Annotated in this window: 17 protein-coding genes; 9 read left to right on the plus strand and 8 right to left on the minus strand. The window is 57.4% G+C overall.

Going from position 1 to position 16,962, the window contains the following annotated elements; translation table 11 throughout:
* The first annotated feature begins 21 nt into the window (after positions 1-21).
* Entirely contained in the window at positions 22-723 is a 702-nt protein-coding gene (locus tag MCP_RS02220; RefSeq protein ID WP_012899185.1) for an aspartate/glutamate racemase family protein, read from the plus strand.
* Positions 724-799: 76 nt separating this feature from the next.
* Positions 800-1,018 (plus strand): hypothetical protein, encoded by a 219-nt coding sequence (locus MCP_RS02225; RefSeq protein ID WP_012899186.1) that lies wholly within the window; start codon positions 800-802, stop codon positions 1,016-1,018.
* Here MCP_RS02225 and MCP_RS02230 read toward each other — a convergent pair.
* Entirely contained in the window at positions 1,004-2,524 is a 1,521-nt protein-coding gene (locus MCP_RS02230; protein WP_012899187.1) for a replication factor C large subunit, read from the minus strand. The two genes, MCP_RS02225 and MCP_RS02230, sit on opposite strands and share 15 nt — an antisense overlap.
* 117 nt (positions 2,525-2,641) lie before the next feature.
* Between MCP_RS02230 and MCP_RS02235 the strand changes: the two genes are divergently transcribed.
* Positions 2,642-3,628 (plus strand): methanogenesis marker 2 protein, encoded by a 987-nt coding sequence (locus MCP_RS02235; RefSeq protein WP_012899188.1) that lies wholly within the window; start codon positions 2,642-2,644, stop codon positions 3,626-3,628.
* Positions 3,629-3,637: 9 nt separating this feature from the next.
* Complete coding sequence (locus MCP_RS02240; RefSeq protein ID WP_012899189.1) at positions 3,638-4,651, plus strand: isocitrate/isopropylmalate dehydrogenase family protein; 1,014 nt, start codon at positions 3,638-3,640, stop codon at positions 4,649-4,651.
* A 181-nt stretch (positions 4,652-4,832) separates the two neighbouring features.
* Here MCP_RS02240 and MCP_RS02245 read toward each other — a convergent pair whose 3' ends face one another.
* On the minus strand, positions 4,833-6,071 hold the full coding sequence (locus MCP_RS02245; RefSeq protein WP_012899190.1) for a phosphoglycerate kinase: 1,239 nt from the start codon (positions 6,069-6,071) through the stop codon (positions 4,833-4,835).
* Between the two features lie 175 nt (positions 6,072-6,246).
* On the opposite strand from MCP_RS02245, the gene MCP_RS02250 reads away from it, so the two are divergent.
* On the plus strand, positions 6,247-6,861 hold the full coding sequence (locus MCP_RS02250; protein ID WP_012899191.1) for a hypothetical protein: 615 nt from the start codon (positions 6,247-6,249) through the stop codon (positions 6,859-6,861).
* A 582-nt stretch (positions 6,862-7,443) separates the two neighbouring features.
* Here MCP_RS02250 and MCP_RS02255 read toward each other — a convergent pair.
* Both MCP_RS02255 and MCP_RS16110 read right to left on the minus strand, forming a co-directional pair.
* Positions 7,444-9,024 (minus strand): sodium:solute symporter family protein, encoded by a 1,581-nt coding sequence (locus tag MCP_RS02255; RefSeq protein ID WP_012899192.1) that lies wholly within the window; start codon positions 9,022-9,024, stop codon positions 7,444-7,446.
* Positions 9,014-9,142 carry a symporter small accessory protein gene (locus MCP_RS16110; protein ID WP_269445994.1) on the minus strand — a complete coding sequence of 43 codons (129 nt, stop codon included), beginning with the start codon at positions 9,140-9,142 and terminating at the stop codon, positions 9,014-9,016. The genes MCP_RS02255 and MCP_RS16110 overlap by 11 nt, the downstream gene beginning before the upstream one ends.
* Before the next feature lie 87 nt (positions 9,143-9,229).
* On the opposite strand from MCP_RS16110, the gene MCP_RS02260 reads away from it, so the two are divergent.
* The 3 genes from MCP_RS02260 to MCP_RS02270 are packed head-to-tail and all read left to right on the plus strand — an operon-like array spanning position 9,230 to position 11,495.
* On the plus strand, positions 9,230-10,051 hold the full coding sequence (locus MCP_RS02260) for a TrmB family transcriptional regulator (RefSeq protein WP_012899194.1): 822 nt from the start codon (positions 9,230-9,232) through the stop codon (positions 10,049-10,051).
* A gap of 37 nt (positions 10,052-10,088) precedes the next feature.
* Positions 10,089-10,613, plus strand: a complete 525-nt coding sequence (locus MCP_RS02265; RefSeq protein WP_012899195.1) for a tetratricopeptide repeat protein — start codon at positions 10,089-10,091, stop codon at positions 10,611-10,613.
* Positions 10,614-10,646: 33 nt separating this feature from the next.
* A complete protein-coding gene (locus MCP_RS02270) occupies positions 10,647-11,495 on the plus strand; it encodes an aldo/keto reductase (RefSeq protein ID WP_012899196.1) in 849 nt (282 codons plus the stop codon).
* Here MCP_RS02270 and nadE read toward each other — a convergent pair.
* A complete protein-coding gene (nadE, locus tag MCP_RS02275; protein WP_012899197.1) occupies positions 11,492-12,463 on the minus strand; it encodes an NAD(+) synthase in 972 nt (323 codons plus the stop codon). The two genes, MCP_RS02270 and nadE, sit on opposite strands and share 4 nt — an antisense overlap.
* Positions 12,464-12,710: 247 nt before the next feature.
* Here nadE and MCP_RS02280 point away from each other — a divergent pair, with 247 nt between their 5' ends.
* The gene (locus MCP_RS02280; protein WP_012899198.1) at positions 12,711-14,105 is read left to right on the plus strand and encodes a LeuA family protein; all 1,395 of its coding nucleotides are present in this window, start codon (positions 12,711-12,713) and stop codon (positions 14,103-14,105) included.
* A 20-nt stretch (positions 14,106-14,125) separates the two neighbouring features.
* On the opposite strand, the gene MCP_RS02285 is transcribed toward MCP_RS02280, so the two are convergent.
* From MCP_RS02285 to MCP_RS02295, 3 genes are all read right to left on the minus strand, one after another.
* Positions 14,126-14,815: an ABC transporter substrate-binding protein gene (locus MCP_RS02285; protein ID WP_012899199.1), complete on the minus strand. Its 690-nt coding sequence runs from the start codon at positions 14,813-14,815 to the stop codon at positions 14,126-14,128.
* Positions 14,816-14,907: 92 nt separating this feature from the next.
* Entirely contained in the window at positions 14,908-15,549 is a 642-nt protein-coding gene (locus MCP_RS02290; RefSeq protein WP_012899200.1) for an acetate--CoA ligase family protein, read from the minus strand.
* Positions 15,546-16,922: an acetate--CoA ligase family protein gene (locus tag MCP_RS02295; RefSeq protein ID WP_012899201.1), complete on the minus strand. Its 1,377-nt coding sequence runs from the start codon at positions 16,920-16,922 to the stop codon at positions 15,546-15,548. The genes MCP_RS02290 and MCP_RS02295 overlap by 4 nt, the downstream gene beginning before the upstream one ends.
* Positions 16,923-16,962: the final 40 nt, after the last annotated feature.

The raw sequence follows: 16,962 nt of genomic DNA on the forward strand, positions 1-16,962 counted from the left end.
CATAGATAAAAGGGCTGCAACATGAAAACAATAGGACTAATAGGCGGCATGAGCTGGGAATCGTCCATCGAGTATTATCGCATCATCAACGAGGCGGTCAGGGAACAAATGGGCGGTCTCCATTCCGCGCCCATCGTCATGCACTCGGTCGAGTTCGAGGACATAAGGGCGCTCCAGGATAAGGGGGAGTGGGCCGAACTTACGAATATCATGGCCGACATGGCCCGGGGCCTGAAGTGGGCCGGGGCGGACTTTATTCTTATATGCACGAACACCATGCACATCATGGCCGACGACGTCCAGAGGCGTGCGGGCATCGACGTTCTCCACATCGCCGACGCCACGGGCTTGGAAATACGGCGCGCCGGCCTCAAGAAGGTAGGGCTCCTGGGCACGAGGTTCACGATGGAGAAGGACTTCTATACGGGGCGGCTTAAGGACGGGTTCGGCATCGAGGCCATCATCCCGGAAGAGGCCGAACGGCAGGAAGTCCACGACATCATCTTCAAAGAGCTGTGCGCCGGCGTCATCCGCCCTGAGTCTAAAGCGCGGCTAAAGGAGATCATCGCGGGCCTTAGCTCGAGGGGCGCCGAGGGCATTATCCTCGGGTGCACCGAGATACCCCTCATCATCGGCCAGGGCGACGTGCCACTGCCCGTTTTCGATACCACCCGCATTCACGCCATGGCCGCCGTCGGGCGAGCGATGCCGCAGGCCGGGTAAACCCCCGCACGGGATTTTCCGGCACGGTTAAAACCCGCATAACCTTTTATAAGAAAGCGGATACATAGGGGCCAACATGGATAATCTCACGCAAAGGCGCATCATCGCAGTCATCGGCATCATCATCGCGTTCGGAGGCCTCTGCTCATTCCTCTGGGGCATGCTTAATAAAGACTCAGTCCTCCAGCTCATCGGCTTCTTCTCCATCATCATCGCTTACGTGCTCATGCTGGCCGTCAAGAAGATACGGGAAAAGGGCATGGCTGAAAAGCAGCAGGAATCAAAAGTCGAATAGTGTGCGCTGTCTTTTTGGCTCGGAAGGCGCTTCTTCTTTTTTTGGCTCTTCCACTAGAGGCTCGACGACTATGGCCGGGGCCGGTACCTCGCCGCCGTCCCTCGCCGTCTTGCGCTTCCGCTTCGGCTTAGGGGCCGGCTCCGCCGCGGGCTCTGCTGCCGTCTCTTCCACCTTATGGGCTGACGGCTCCTTCGGTGCAAAACGCGCGAAAACATCGATCTCGTGCTCGACCTCCTTCTCGATGAGGTCCCGGGACTTTTCGTATACCTTACCCACCTTTTTCGAGGACTTCTCCGCATCCAGGAGGAACGCTATCTCGTCCTCCTCCAGCTTGAGCCTCGCCGTAATGCCGACGGCGTAGCCCTCGTCCCTGAATAGCACGCGTAAAAGCGGTATGAAGACAGCCCGCGCCTCCCTTTTGGACGTGTGGCAGTACTTGCCGATCTTCGCGGCGAGCGAGTCCCGGACGGCCCTGGTGCCCCTGGCCCTGCCGAGCTTCTGCCAGTACGTCGGGGCGCTGTACTTCGAGTAGCCCCCGTAGCGGCGCTTTCTGGCGCGGTTCACGCCGGCCACCATCATGAACGAGGCGTAGCGCCACATGCCGTAGTCCATGCGCCGCCTGACCCGGGCAAGGAACAGGTCCGCCTTCGAAAGGGCATCGAAGCCCCTCTCGAGGTCGCCGTCATGGTACTCCCGCGGGAGGTTCTCGTCCACCCACCCGATAAGGTCCTCGGGGCTCTCGTCCAGGTCCATTACCGCTCTCCGGGCCTTCCCGGGGTCGTCTCCCCGGAAGATGAGGCCCATCACCTTAAAAATCGATTCCGGCACGTCCCGCTCGCCCGTGGAAACGTCGGCGAGCGTCACCTCTTCCCGGCCCATGGCCGCGGCCTGCAGGTCGTTGATGGCCGACCTCATGTCGTTCGTGCGCTCTGCGATCTTCATGAGCGCCTCGGGCTGGCACTTGATGTTCTCGGCCGCGCATATCTTTTTTAGGGCTTTCACGATAGAGGTGCTAAGCAATGCCCTGAACTGGATGGGCTCTGCCGCGTCCCTGAGCGGTTTCGAGAGCGCATAAAAGTCATTCGCGATCAGGATAATAGGCTGATTAGTATTCTTAATGACATTGATAATGGCAGCCTCTCCGCCGCGGTCGTAATTGCCGTGGAGGTTATCGGCCTCGTCCAGGATGAGCAGGCGCCTCTCGTTAGTGCCCCCGAAGGTGCCCGTCTTCGAGGCGGAGCCGGCGACTTTATTGATGGCGTCCTTTGTTCGCTGGTCCGAGGCGTTCATCTCGATGTAGTCCCAGCCCATGTCGTGAGCGAGCGCTAATGCGGCCGAGGTCTTACCGATGCCCGGGCCTCCGTAGAGGATGGCGGCCTTTTTGCCGGAGCCGAATGTCTCGGCCCACTTCCTGAGGGCCTTCACGGCGGCGTCGTTGCCAAGCACGCCGGACAGCGAGACGGGCCTGTACTTCTCCGCCCAGTCCATGCAGCGCTCTTCGCTCATCGAATCTAAGATGCTTCGCGTAGAGATTAATACTTTGCGAGCCCGCAGGGGACGATATATTTAAAAAGCATTAAAAACAATAGGCAGACAATAGGCATATTACATGGAGAGACTTGCTTGAAACTCGAGATACTTGCAGGGGCGCTTCGCGATTATCTGGGAACTACCCGCAAGCACACCATTAAAAACATCGTTGGCATCTTCGACGAGAAGGGCACGAACCCCTCGTTCGGCGAGGACGCCGCCATCATCGATAACGGCGAGTACGCTTTACTATTAGCGGCCGACGGCATCTGGGACAAGCTCATGAGGGTCGACCCCGAGTGGTCCGGGTACTGCTCGGTGCTCGTCAACGTCCATGACATCGCCGCCATGGGCGGCAGGCCCCTGGGCATGGTGGACGTATTTTCCTCTAACTCCGACGAGATCACGCAGCGAGTCTTAAAGGGGATGAAGGCCGGCATCGATAAGTTCGGCGTGCCCATCGTGGGCGGCCACGTGCACCCCGACACTCCTTATGCGGCCCTCGACGTGGCCATCCTGGGCATCGCGAAAAAGGATACGGTCATTTACAGCAGCACGGCGAAGCCGGGCGACGACGTAGTCCTGGCCATCGACATGGACGGCCGGGTCCACCCCTCCTGTGACCTCAACTGGGACACGACGTTCCTGAAGGACGCCTCCATCGTAAGGCAGCAGGTCGGTTCCATGGTGGAGCTTGCCGAAAGGAAGATGCTCACGGCTGGCAAGGACGTCAGCAACCCCGGCATCATCGGGACGCTGGGCATGCTCCTCGAAGTCTCTGGCGTGGGCGCCGACGTGGACATGAGCGCCATGCCGAAGCCTGAGAGCCTCGAATGGGAGCACTGGCTCAAGATGTACCCGGGCATGGGCTTTATCGTGACCTGCAAGCCTGAGAACACGGAGCAAGTCCTTGACATTTACCGGAACCACAAGCTTAATGCTACAAAGGTCGGTAAGATAGTCTCCGCCCCCCGCCTCGACCTCGTCAAAGGCAAGGAGAGGGCCACGGTGTTCGACTTCACGAAGCACGAGATCACCGGGCTCGGGCCTGCCAGGGGCCGGTGGTGCAATAATCACTAAGGTGTATCAATGGCAAAGAAAGTCGCAGTCATCAAAGGGGACGGCGTAGGCCCCGAACTGACCGATCTGATGATGAAAACCGTTAAGGCGGCCGGCTCTAAGGCGGGCTTCGTCGAGTGCGAGGCCGGCGCCGGCTGGTGGGAGAAGCACGGCGGCAACAGCCTTATCCCTGAGGAGACCTGGAAAGCTCTTTCTAACACGGATGCCTGTTTTAAGGGCCCCACCACGACTCCCGGAGGCGCGGGCTCCCCGAAGAGCGTCGCCGTCTCCATTCGCCAGAAGTTCGACCTGTACGCGAACGTCCGGCCGATCAAGTCCTATAAAGGCACTGCCGCTCCGCTGGGCGAAGTCGACTTCGTCTGCGTGCGTGAGGGCACCGAAGGCCTCTATGTGGGCGAGGAAGTCCAGCTCACCGACGACGTTTATATCGCTATCAGAAAGATCACCCGCCCCTCCTGCCGGCGCATCGCGAAGTACGCCTTCGAGGAGGCAAAGCGCCGGAAGTGGAAGTCGGTCGTGGCGATCCACAAGAGCAATATCTTAAAGAAGACCGACGGCGCCTTCCTCGAGGAGTGCGAGGCCGTGAAAAAACAGTACAAGGGCATCGAGCTCGAGGAGTACCACGTCGATAACGTGGCCCAGCAGCTCATCAAGAATCCCGCTAACTATAACCAGAAAGTGCTCCTGTCGACTAACCTTTTCATGGATATCCTGAGCGAGGAGTGCTCGTCCCTGGTCGGCAGCATCGGCTTAATTTATAGCGCGAATATCGGCGACAAGTATGCCATGTTCGAGCCGGCCCACGGCAGCGCTCCGAAGTACGCTGGCATGGATAAGGTCAACCCGGTGGCGACGGTGCTCGCCGGCGCCTGGATGATCGATTACCTGGGCGAGAAGAAGCAGTCCCAGGCGATCTTTAAGGCGACGGAGAAGGTCATCGCCGAGAAGAAGCACGTCACCTATGACATGGGCGGTAAGGCGAAGTCGAGCCAGATGGTGGATGCTATCATAAAGCACCTGTAACCTGCAGGTGCATTTTTAATTTTATGCTGTGTTGTATTAGCCTTAATTATCGGAGCAGACCCCGTTTTTAAGCTCGCGAAGAGGTACAAGTCCGCGAAGACTGTTCTAGCTCGAAGACCGCGAAGCGGACTTTAAAGCATGGATGAGATGATATTAATTCAACACAGTAAATTTAAAAAGGTCAGTGGGTCTTAGCACCCACATGCTCCATCATCCTCTTTTTAGCAGCCTTCAGCGCGTCGATGGCGGGCATGGGCTTGCCGCTCAGGAAGTCGATGGCCGCGCCGCCACCGGTGGAGACGTGCGTGATCTTGTCCTCGATGCCCATCTCCTCGACGGCCGCGGAGCTGTGGCCCCCGCCGACCACGGAGAACTTCGCCTTCGTCGCCGCCATGAGAATATCGCGGGTCCCGGTGCCAAATTCGGGGTTCTCGAAGACGCCCGCAGGGCCGTTCAATATGACCTTATCAGAGTGACGGATGATGTCCGAGAAGTTGGCGATGGTCTCGTGGCCGATGTCCATGATCGGGTAATCGGCGGGAAGCTGCCGGACGTTTATCTCGACGCGCTTGCCGTCCTTGTTGATGGCCACGTCGCTGGGCATTAAAATCTTACCGTCGAACTTCTGGAGGACCTCCTTTGCATTAGGGATCTCGCCCGTGAGCTCGTTCTTCTCCAGGAACTCGTAGTTGGGATTGCCGATGTTCATGCCGCTCGCGGCCAGGAACACGTTGGCGACGACGCCCGTGACGAGCACGCGGCTGGCGATGCCCTTCTCCAGCACGTTCTTCGTGACACTGATGCTGTCGTCCACCTTTGCGCCGCCTAAGACATATACGACCTCGCCGCCTCCGCGAAGGGCCTCGGTCAGCGAGTCGATCTCCTTCTGCATGAGCTTGCCCGAGCCCGATGGGAGTATGGGCGTGAAGCCCACGAGCGAGTCCTGTGAGCGGTGGGAGGCGCCGAACGCGTCGTTTAGGAAGACCTGGGCCAGCGGGGCGAGCTTCTTGACCATCACGGTCTTCGCGGCCGCCTCGGGTTTCAGTTCAAGCACTTCCTCGGAATAAAAGCGGACGTTCTCGAGCATGACGATGTCGCCGGGCTCGGCCTCGACGATGGCCGCCCGGGCGTGGGAGCCGAAAATATCGTCGACGTAGTGGACGCTCTGCTTCACGTAGCGCTGCAGGCGCTTCGCGTGCTGCTCCATCGTGGTGAAGTCCTTCTTGCCGGGCCGGCTCTGGTGAGCGATGAGGACGACCTTCGAGCCCTCGAGGCCCTTGATCGTGGGCACGCTCTCCCGGATACGCTTATCGTCGAGTATCTTCCCGTCGGGCCCTATGGGCGAGTTGAATTCCGCTCGTAATATCACGGTCTTTCCATCAAGGTCAAAGTCATCCATCGTACAATAATCGCGGTCCATGCGCTCTACATCCCATGCATATTTAGTCGATATTGTTATATGATTTTCTCGGGGTTTGTTGTGCCGCCGTTGCTATCGGCTGCCGAGTAAACGGTTGAATAGTATTATTAGGCTCTTAAAAACATAAAGGCTCCGGCAAACTTTATTTATAAGGCAGGCCATACGCCGGTTTATCATGACCCTGTGGAAGCCGGCGGCCGTCCTGGCGTTATTCGCTGCTATGCTCTTTATCGGCTACTTCTGGCCATTCCAGATCTGGCTCGACGACGTGAGGCCGCACCTTCCGGAGTCGCTCGACGACTGGGTGCAGAGCATCCTGGACCGTCTTCCGCCCGACAAGGACAAGAACCTCAAGCTTCCCCTGCCCGAAGTGAAGTACGAATGCGACTTTTATTACGATCCTGTCGTTGGTACGGGCGAGTTTAATTCCACGCAGTGGATCTTGAATAATACGGCGTCCGATGACAAGTTCGTTGCCGACATCTTCGGGGCCGAGCTTATCATGGGGATGACGTGCCGGGTCTCTACCGTTGGAGGCGACTGGGCCAACGCCCCAGATCCCATCAGCATGATGGTCCACACCAATGACATTTACAAGACGGACAACGCCACCTACGCGTACGAGCTTGCGAAGATGGAGAAGGCCGACTACGTGTTTTTACCGTACAGGGGCCTATACACCGGCTGGTGGGTGCCCAAGGAAGAGGTAAATTACACGAAATTCAATGATACCCGGTACTTCGAGCAGGTATTCGCAGAAGATAACGTCACTATTTACCGTATTCTATAATGAGATCCATCTCCTTTTTAGGTCGTGGGCAGGATTATCCTGCCTTATTATCTGCATGGTTCAATATGGATCTGACTACAAAGTACCGTGCTTACTCTTCGTCCTTGTTTATTCAATGCGAGGCACGTACAGCCCTCCGGTTGGTAACACGAAAACACGAATTCTTTTTATATCCCACGTAAGGGCACGAAATGCACGAAGGTACATGCTTTGGCATTTAAAACACGAAACAACCTCCCTAAGGGCCCTAAAACTCTAAAGGATTAAAACTCAAGAGAAAGCATGATTTGCCCATAATAAGTATAAAGTTCATGCCGTCTCTTGTGTTTCAATCTTTGGAGTTTTAGGGCCCTTAGGGAGGTTGTTTCGTGTTTTGAACACCAGGCATGAGCTTGGTGATTTTGTGTCTTACGTGGGATATAAAAAGTCTTTCGTGGTTTCGTGATACCGACCGGGGGATTCAACTCCACAGGATACACAGCATAGGAACGATATGTAAGAAACCAGAAGCATGCGCCAGTTTATAAAAACGGAGAAGAACTAAAAAGATAAATGGGAGCCGCTCGAAGCGGCACCCTGAATTCAAGCCTTAACCTGCTTAACCTTCACCTCTTCCTCAACCTCAGGCCGGCGGTCGAGCATCCACACGGCGGCCATGGTGATGGTCGAGACGATGAGCCCCGGGATGAACGGGTCGATGGTCTGCCAGGGCGCGCCCAGGAGGTTCGTGCCGAAGATCAGCTTCGCCAGGCCCACGATGCCCGCGTACTTCGCGTGCACGAAGACCGCCCAGAAGAGCCACACGAGCGAGCCGACCACGACGCTGGACTTGGCGGCAAGCTGGGAAGGCCTCTTGCTGTAGAGGGCGTGGGCGAACGCCGGGAGGAAGGCAGCGGCGCACAGGCCCATGAACAATGCCGTTGCTGCGGCGATGAAGCTCGTGGGCATGATGTACGCCACGATGACGCTGATCACCAGCATCACCAGCACGCTGGCCCGGTTCATGAGGATGGACGGCTTCTGCTTCTTCCACTTGCCCAGGATATCGTTGCCCGCCGCGGTGCCCATGGTGTGGAACAGCGCGCTCAGCGTGGACATGGCCGCGGCCAGGAGCGTCAGCATGAACAGCACGACGAACCAGTCGGGCATCGCCGCGTTGATGTACGCCGGTATGATGGAGTCGATGTTGTTACCGGCCGCGGCCATCGCCGTCGTGCCCGCCGTCTGCTGGAAGTAGACGTTCGATAGTGCCCCCACGGTGAACGCTACGCCTGTCATCATCAGGATGAAGAAGCCGCCTATGGGGACGGCCCGGTTAAGGGACTTGTTATTCTTCGCTGTCATGAACCGCACGACTAGCTGCGGCTGCGCGAGCACGCCGATGCCCACGCCCATGACGATGGAGGTGATCATGGAGTACCATAGCGGAGAGCCCAGCGTGGGCATCTGCGTCCACCCGTTGAACCCCGTCTTTGTCAGGCTGGCCGGCGCCGTGCTCGCGAGGTCCGTTAGCGCCTGGAAGCCGTTAGTGACGCCTCCGATCGAGATGAACGTGAAGGCCAGGAGGACGGTCATGCCTATGAGCATGATGATGCCCTGGAAGGTGTCGGTGTATATGACCGCCAGCAGCCCGCCCAGGATGACGTATACCGCCGTTATGATCGCGAACGCGAGCAGCGCCAGGTTGTAGTTGATGGCGAACGTGGTCTCGATGAACCTCCCTGCCCCGGTTATCACGGCGGCCGCGTACAGCGGCATGCCCACCAGGATGACGAGGCCGCACACGTACTGCATGAACGACGAGTTGTAGACTTTCCCCATCAGGTCGGGGAAGGTGACGGCCCGCAGCTTGCTCCCGATCTCCCTTGTCTTCTTGCCGAACACCACGAACGCGAGCAGGATGCCCACGCCGATGTTGAGGAAGGTCAGCCAGATCAGGCCCATGCCCATGTATCCGGCCTGGCCGCCGAAGCCCACGATGGCCGATGTGCTGATGAACGTTGCGCCGTAAGAGATGGCGATGAGCGCCGGATGGACCTTCCGCCCCGCCAGCATGTAGTCCTCCGCCTGCTTCGTCTGCTTATATCCCAGATATCCCAGCGCCAGAACGATCACAAGGTATACTAATGCCATGACGGCGAAGGTGAGGGTGTCAACTGCCATCCGCATCGCCGCCTTCGTTCCACTTTACGAGCCCGTACAGGATACAGACAAGTGCTATACCCAGCGTGCAAATGTACCCCAATAAAATCCAGGGGTCATCGATACCCAGCATGTTCATTACTCTCCATATTAATCGTACTATTCTCAATTGAAAGGTCGGAATGATTTTTATATAAAGATGTATAACGTGACTGTCTGTAGCACTATGAACCAGCCTTTCGACGAGAAGACGCTATCAAAGATGAGCATGTTCGGGCTTACGGAGTACGAGGCCCGGGTGTACCTTACTCTTATTGTTAAGGGCGGCCTTGAGGCCAGCAAGGTGTCGAAGTATGCCGATATTCCGAGGCCCCACACGTACTCAGTTTTGAAGTCGCTGCAGATGCGGGGCCTGGTTACAGTGATCCCTGAGGCCGTGAACCGTTACCGTGCAGTACCCCTCGACGAGGGCATGGACCTGCTCATGGAGGAGCAGGAGAAGCAGCTTTCGTACCTTCGAGATGCTCGTGAGGAGCTTCTTTCGGAGATTAAGCCTAAAGAGGCTATACCTACAAATCACCAGTCTATCGTTTTGCTATACTATGGCCGGCAGAACGTGTACAAGCTCGTGGACGAGATGTTCGCCCGGTGCGAGCACACCTGCGACATCATGACGACTGCCAACGGCCTGGTACGGTTTTACAAGTATTTCAGCGATAAGGCATCCGAGTTCCGGAATAAGGACATCAAGGTGCGGTTCATCGCCCCCGTTACGCCCCAGGTCGAGGACTTTGCCCTCAAGCTTTCACAGCTCGTGGAGCTGAGGCATATCGACCGTCTGCCGTACATCAGGGTCGTGCTGCTGGACGAGAAGGAAGTGCTGTTCGCCGAGTTCTTCGACGACGACTTCAAGTCGACGGGCAGGGAGACGGGCATCTGGATCAACCAGGCCGAGCTCACGAAGATGATGAAGACCATGTTCGAGAACACGTGGCAGAACACGGTGCCATACGAGAAGAAGGGCGAGCCATCGCCGTCTTCTGACTAATAGAAAGTTTTTATCCCCTCCTGCCCAACTTCTTATTATGTGTGAGGACCCTCACCCCTCCAGTCCCGGCCCGAAGAAGCCGAAAAAACTCTCTGAGGAAATGGACGCCGATTCCCATATCCGGGAAGGTAATGCTCTTTTATTGGTCGGCCGCATCGACGAGGCCATCGAGGAATATCGGGCCGCCCTGGATAAAGACCCGGAGAATGCGGAGGTCCATTATAACCTGGGCCTGATCTATCGAAAGACAATGCAGCTCGACGACGCGATACGGGAGTACCGGGAAGCGATACGCGTTGATCCGGGAAATATGAAATATCACAATAACCTGGCCGCGGCGCTCGTCGTCAAGGGCCAGAAATCCGAGGCTGTAAAGGAATACGAGGAAGCACTGAGGATCGAGCCGAAGAATGCGACGCTGCACTTTAACCGGGGATTCGCGCTGGACGAGATGGGCGAGCTGCAAGAAGCGAAAAAGGAATACGAGGAAGCACTGAGGATCGACCCGGGCTTCGATCATGCTATGTTTTACCTGGGAATGCTCAAGAAAAAGCTCAAGTAAATATTTTAGGCCTGTAATCTCATTGAGACGATCATGGACATAAGGACCTCCCGGTTTGGTAAAACCGGCCGCCAGGTGACGATAGCCGGCCTGGGCGGCGAGGGCGTTTTACGGACTTACGGCCGCACGCAAGAGGCGGTCGCGGTCATCGACGAGGCCGTGAGGCAGGGGATCCGTTATTTTGATTGCGCGCAGGCCTACGCGGGCAGCGAGGGATACTACGGCCACTACTGGCCCGCCCATCCCGACGCCCGGGCCAAAGTCTTCCAGGCGAGCAAGTCGGCCTCCCGGGATAAAGAAGGCGCATTAGCGGACCTGGACAACACGCTCAAGACCATGGGCATCGACTACCTCGACCTCTGGCAGATCCACGACGTGCGAACGCGGGAGGACATCGACGAGATCGAGGGGAAGGGCGGGACGTTAGAGGCATTTTTAGAGGCTAAAAAGTCAGGCAAGGTGAAGCACATCGGCGTCACCGGCCACCACGACCCGGCAATACTGACCTATTGTATTGAAAATTGGCCGGTCGAGTCCGTCATGATGCCCGTCAACCCCGTCGAGGGGGCTCTCGGAGGCTTCCTCACGGAGGCGCTGCCTGCCGCGAACAAGAAGGGCATCGCCGTTATAGCCATGAAGGTGCTGGGGCACGGAGGCTACGTCATCCCCGACGCAAAGATCTCGGCGGGAACGCTGATCCGATATGCGCTATCCCAGCCGGTGACGGTCGCCATAGTCGGCTGTATGGATCCTGATGAGGTGCGGGAACTGGCCGGAGCGGGCAGGGAATTCCAGCCTATGCCGCCCGAAGAGCAGGCACAATTAGTTGATATCTATCATCCATATGCCCGAAAGCTGGCATACTACAGGGGCACATTCTAACGTTTCATCAATTGCTCTTCTTCAGCAGCCTGGGGCTCGATGTTCACCGATATTGGCATGCTCCTCCGGACCCTTTCGCTTGCGATGGACTTTTTTACCGCTACAATATCGTCGAGCCTCACGCCCGCCATATCGGCGATATCCGCCTCCCACAGGCCTTCCATCAGCCCGCATAGCACCATATCCAGCTTCTCGTAGGGAAGGCCGATGGTCTCCTCGTTGGGCATACCCTCCCCCCAGAGGTCGTGCGACGAGGGCTTATTCACGATGTGCTCCGGTACGCCGATGTGCGCAGCCAGCGCCTTTATCTGTGTCTTGAACAGGTGGCTCAGTATAGAGATGTCGCAGGCCCCGTCGCCGTACTTATCATAAAAGCCGATGGTAAGCTCCGACAGGTCGTCTGTGCCCACGACCAGGTAGTCCATGATGATCGCGTGAAAGTATATCGTCATCATCCGCGCCCGGGTCTTGGCGGTCATGAAGGCGTGCATCCGGCCTACGTAATGGTCCTCCTGCGCCCCGCCAGGCGTGTAGATCGAGCTGAAGGACTCGGCGAACGCCGACTGCTTTCCGGTCATCCGCTTCATGCGGTCCACCGCTTCTTCCATCGCCGAACGGCTGGACGTCACCTCTTTCGGGAAGAGCGTATAGGCTCCAAGGCCTTCCAGGATGGGCGATATGTCGATCTTCTTGTATGGTATGCCCAGCTTTTCGGCCAGGTCGATGCCGTCCTCCGTGTTCTTCGGCGTCGTATCCCGCTCGGGCAGTATGAGGCCCATTACCTTTTCCTTTCCCAGCGCCTCGACGCACAGAAAGGCCACCGTGGACGAGTCCAGGCCGCCTGACAGACCTATCATCGTTCCCTTTTTATTGAACCGCCTGATCTGCGACCGAATAAAATCGACGATCTCCGCCCTAGCTTTTTCAGGATTAAAGGCAAGGCATTCTTTCAGGCTATTTTCTGCCATGCATTAAAATCCCGTAGCCAAAAACTTAATTGATGCCATTAAAAGAAACGGGATTTTTTCCGGTATAAAGCCTTTAAAAGCCAACTTATAGCCCAATTATGTAAAATGATGCCGGATTATACTGCCTTATCTCATAAAAATCGCATAAACCTGCCACAACGTAATTATATTGCCGGTACCGTGCCGATTTCATACAAAAATATTATAAACTATGAATTTGAATGTATGGCCATAGGTGACCTAGCCAATGATGCGACGATACGACGAAATGCCCAAGATAAAACTGCCCAACGCGAAGGACATCAAGATCAGCGACACCACCATCAGGGACGGCTGCCAGATGCCTGGCATCGTGATGAAAAAGTCGCACAAGCTCAAGATCTTCGAGTACCTGCACGACATGGGCGTGGAAAAGCTGGAGACGTTCATCTATAACGACAGGGATAAGGACGCGGCCCGGGCCATGATGGACTACAGCTACGATTTCCCGGAGGTCACCGGCTGGGCGAGGGCAAACCCGGCGGACATCGACGAAGTCCTCAAGGTAGGGGGCATAAGGGAGACGGGCATCCTGATGTCCATATCCGACTCTCACATTTACGATAAGATGGGGCTGAAGAGCTACGAGGAGGCCGAGAAGAAGTACCTGAACGCCCTCCAGTATGCGGTCGACCACGGCCTCAAGACCAGGTGCCACATCGAGGACACCTCGAGGGCCAACTACGCTTTCGTTTATCCGTTCATCAGGAAGTGCATCGAGATCGACCCGCACACCATCATCCGCGTGTGCGACACGCTGGGCTACGGCGTACCCTTCCCCGAGGAAGAGGAGCCGTACGGGATACCGATCGTCGTTAAAAAGCTCAAGGAGATCGGCGTCAAGCACATCGAGATGCACGTCCACGACGACTTCGGCCTGGGCGTCGCGAACACCCTGGCGGGCCTCTGGTACGGCGCCGACTGGGCCAACCTCACCTTCCTTGGCATCGGCGAGCGCGCCGGTAATTCCGAGCTGGAAAAGATCATGGCATTCCTTATCACCCGGGTGGAGGGCTTCGACAAGTACGACCTCCGCACGGTCACGGAGTTCGCCCAGTACATGGAGGACGAGGTCGGCCTCCGCGTCCCGAGGAACAAGGCCATCGTGGGCAAGAACATCTTCTCCCACGAGTCGGGCATCCATACGGCGGGCATCATCAAGAACCCGTTCACGTACGAGCCCTTCCCGCCCGAGCTGGTGGGCGGCAAGCGGAATCTCATGATCGGCCAGACATCGGGCACCGAAGTGGTCAGGCTCAAGGCCGAGGAGGCGCTCAACGAGCTGCTGGGGATCGAGGTCCACGTGGAGAAGTCCGACTCCCGCATCAAGAGCATCCACAACGAGATCCAGAAGATGTACGACGCCGAGGAGCGGCGCTCCTCTGTCTCCGACGAGGAGATGAAGGATTACGTTCGGAAGTATTTCCTGTACCAGGTCGACGGCTGGGAGGAGGAGCTCGAGGAGCGTAAGGCGAAGAAGAAGCTGAACCTGACGCTCGTGAACCCTGAGTTCATGCCGCTTGACGGTATCCCTGCCGCGGCGACTTCGCTGACGGATAAGTCCGTTAAGAAGGTTAAGAACGGGTCTTCAAAGAAGAAGTAAAAAACTTTATTTTTCTCTTTTTAAGGCCTTTTCAGGGCCACATAGCCACCATCAGACTCTTCCACGAACAGCACCGCTCGTCCCTGCACGAACGACGGCGTAGGCGATTTGCGGATGGCGATCATGCCATCATTAACCAGGCGCCCGTCGATGGTCATGACCTGGTCGATGCCCGAGCTCAACAACGCCCATACGGGCTGGGGTCCGATGAGCTCCCGGTTGCGCCCCCTCAATAAGAACCGCCCGTCGCTTCCCGATGCGGCGAGCCCTATTCCCGCCACGGAGCCGATGACTCCTCCCTCGGTGCCGCCCAGGCCTTCGAGGCGTATGCCGGCGTTAGCCGCCACGGAGCGGGCCCTTTCCTGGTTAACGACAATGCACTTTGCGTCCTGCCCGAAGGCGACCACCCCGGAGTTGACCTGCCTCGAGGAAGCGACGGCGATCCCGGGGTCGCTGCCCTCGACGAAGTCGTCGAGCATCAGCTTTTTAGCGGTGTCGAAAATATCGTCCATGCCCGAATCGCCCTGGATGTGGATGACGGCACAGCTATTATGCGACGTGAACGGTATGGACTCGTGGACGAAGAGCTGATGCCGGGTGACGCCCATCACATGGTATCTTCTTGAAAGCTCTACTGCTATGGCCCTGGCCAGCCTTCCCGTGCCCCGTGACTCTAAATTATCGGTGTCGTCCATCGCAAGATATATCATAGATCCACATCTCTGTAACTGTTTTTGATTGCTAAATGCTACAATGTTAAACGACCCTATCCTATAAATAGCATTTCAGTTAGCGAAACCAGTTAATCCCTGACCAGCGCCCTCGCGTCTACCGCCATTGCGCCGTTCTCGTATGCCATTACGGGGTTCATGTCCAGCTCCATGACACGGTCCTGCTCCATCATGAGCTTCGACGTGTTGACGATGATATCGGCCAGCGCCTCAATGTCCACGCCCTTCTTGCCCCGGGCGCCCTTCAGTATGGCATAGCCCTTGACGTCGTCGATCATGTCCATGGCCATCGCCCGGTCCACGGGCGCGACCCTTATCGAAACGTCCTTGAAGACCTCCACGAAGATGCCTCCAAGGCCGAACAGGATCGTAGGCCCGAACTGGGGGTCACGCCTGGCGCCCACGATGACCTCGGTGCCCTGTGGGGCCATTGACTCGACGACGACCTTCGCATCGGGATCTATCGTATGTGCCTTTGCTAAAATGCGCTCGGCATTACGGCCCACGTCCGAAGGGTTACAGAGGTTAAGCGCCACCAGCCCCAGGTCGCTCTTGTGCACGATCTTCTCGGACAGCACCTTTACCACGGCCGGGAACCCGATGTGCCTGGCGGCCTCGGAAGCCTCGATGGCGCTGCATGCCGCCCGACCCTCGTTCACCGGGATGCCGTAACCGGCCAGGAGCTCCTTGGCCTCGAGCTCGCTCAGCATCATTTCCCAGCCTCCTTAAGGAACCCATTATAGCGGATCAGGGCGCTCAGCGCCTCCGCCGCCCTCTCGGGCGCAGGATAGAACGGCACGCGGTTCCTCCGGAACATGCCGGCCACAGCGTTTACCTCCCTGCCGCCCATCCAGCAGGCGACGACGGGCTTGGGGTACTTTTCCTTGAGGGCGTCGATCACGGCCCTCGCGGGCTCGGCGGCGCTCGTGAACCCGGCGTGCGCATAGATCACCATAACGCAGTCTATGTCCTTATCGTCGATGAGCATCTTGAGGGCCTCCCTGTAAATATCGTAGTCCGACTTCGCCACCGTATCGATAGGGTTCTTCACGGAGGCGAATGCCGGCAGCAGCCTGGCTATGCCGGCCTTCGTATGCCTGGTCAGCTCGGGCACTTTCATGCCCCTGCGCTCGCAGGCATCGCTCGCCATGATGGCCGCCCCTCCGCCGTTCGACAGGATCGCTACGCGATTCCCATTAGCCTTCGGCTGGGTGGACAGCGCCATGGCGGCATCGAACATCTCCTCCACGCCTTCCACCCTGACTACGCCGCACTGCCTGAACGCTGCATCGTAAACCGCATCAGACCCGGCCAGGCTTCCTGTGTGCGAGGCCGCGGCCCTGGCCCCGGCCTGGCTCACGCCCGCCTTGATGGCCAGCTTCGCCTTCTTGACCTTCCGGGCGGCCTCCATGAACTTCCTGCCGTCCTTCAGGCCCTCGATATACATGGCGATTGTCCAGGTGCCCTTATCCTGCTCGAAGAACTCTAAAAGGTCGGCCTCTGAAACGTCAGCCTTATTGCCCGTGCTGACCACGCAGTTCATGCCGAGGTTGGAGCCGATGGCCCAATCAACTAAAGAGAGCCCCAGCGCTCCGCTCTGGGTAATAAATGATATCTCGCCTTTGGGGGGCATCCGGGGCACGATGCTGGCGTTGAGCGAGATGCTGTTGTTCACGAAACCCATGGTGTTCGGGCCCAGCATGCGCATCCCGTACGAAGCGGCCTTTTGTTTCAGCTTTTCCTCAAGGACTGCCCCGTCGGGGCCGACCTCGCTGAAGCCCGCCGTGATGACACATAAAGCCTTTACTTTTTTCGCCCCGCACTCGTCCACGACCTGGAGCGCCGCAGACGCCGGAACTATAATGATAGCCAGATCGACCTCTCCGAGTATGTCGCCGACCCTGGCATAGCATTTTATCCCGTCGATATCGGGCGTCGAGGGGTTCACGGGATAGGCTTTGCCCTTGTAGGCATTACTGACGATATTATGAAAAACCTTATAGCCCCACTTGGAGGGCTCCCTGGATACGCCGATCACGGCGATGCTCCGGGGCCTCAGCATGGGGTTCAGCGAGCTGTCGGTCACGCGTTCACCTTAAAATAATTTATCTCTACATATAAAAAAG

Source organism: Methanocella paludicola SANAE (assembly GCF_000011005.1).
GTDB classification, from domain to species: Archaea; Halobacteriota; Methanocellia; order Methanocellales; family Methanocellaceae; genus Methanocella; species Methanocella paludicola.

Coding starts and splice junctions, on each gene's coding strand:
- MCP_RS02280 (WP_012899198.1), top strand. CDS start 12,711: ATGATGCGACGATACGACGAAATGCCCAAGATAAAACTGCCCAACGCG.
- MCP_RS16110 (WP_269445994.1), bottom strand. CDS start 9,142: ATGAACATGCTGGGTATCGATGACCCCTGGATTTTATTGGGGTACATT.
- MCP_RS02240 (WP_012899189.1), top strand. CDS start 3,638: ATGGCAAAGAAAGTCGCAGTCATCAAAGGGGACGGCGTAGGCCCCGAA.
- MCP_RS02285 (WP_012899199.1), bottom strand. CDS start 14,815: ATGATATATCTTGCGATGGACGACACCGATAATTTAGAGTCACGGGGC.
- MCP_RS02255 (WP_012899192.1), bottom strand. CDS start 9,024: ATGGCAGTTGACACCCTCACCTTCGCCGTCATGGCATTAGTATACCTT.
- MCP_RS02220 (WP_012899185.1), top strand. CDS start 22: ATGAAAACAATAGGACTAATAGGCGGCATGAGCTGGGAATCGTCCATC.
- MCP_RS02225 (WP_012899186.1), top strand. CDS start 800: ATGGATAATCTCACGCAAAGGCGCATCATCGCAGTCATCGGCATCATC.
- nadE (WP_012899197.1), bottom strand. CDS start 12,463: ATGGCAGAAAATAGCCTGAAAGAATGCCTTGCCTTTAATCCTGAAAAA.
- MCP_RS02265 (WP_012899195.1), top strand. CDS start 10,089: ATGTGTGAGGACCCTCACCCCTCCAGTCCCGGCCCGAAGAAGCCGAAA.
- MCP_RS02250 (WP_012899191.1), top strand. CDS start 6,247: ATGACCCTGTGGAAGCCGGCGGCCGTCCTGGCGTTATTCGCTGCTATG.
- MCP_RS02290 (WP_012899200.1), bottom strand. CDS start 15,549: ATGATGCTGAGCGAGCTCGAGGCCAAGGAGCTCCTGGCCGGTTACGGC.
- MCP_RS02245 (WP_012899190.1), bottom strand. CDS start 6,071: ATGGACCGCGATTATTGTACGATGGATGACTTTGACCTTGATGGAAAG.
- MCP_RS02260 (WP_012899194.1), top strand. CDS start 9,230: ATGAACCAGCCTTTCGACGAGAAGACGCTATCAAAGATGAGCATGTTC.
- MCP_RS02270 (WP_012899196.1), top strand. CDS start 10,647: ATGGACATAAGGACCTCCCGGTTTGGTAAAACCGGCCGCCAGGTGACG.
- MCP_RS02230 (WP_012899187.1), bottom strand. CDS start 2,524: ATGAGCGAAGAGCGCTGCATGGACTGGGCGGAGAAGTACAGGCCCGTC.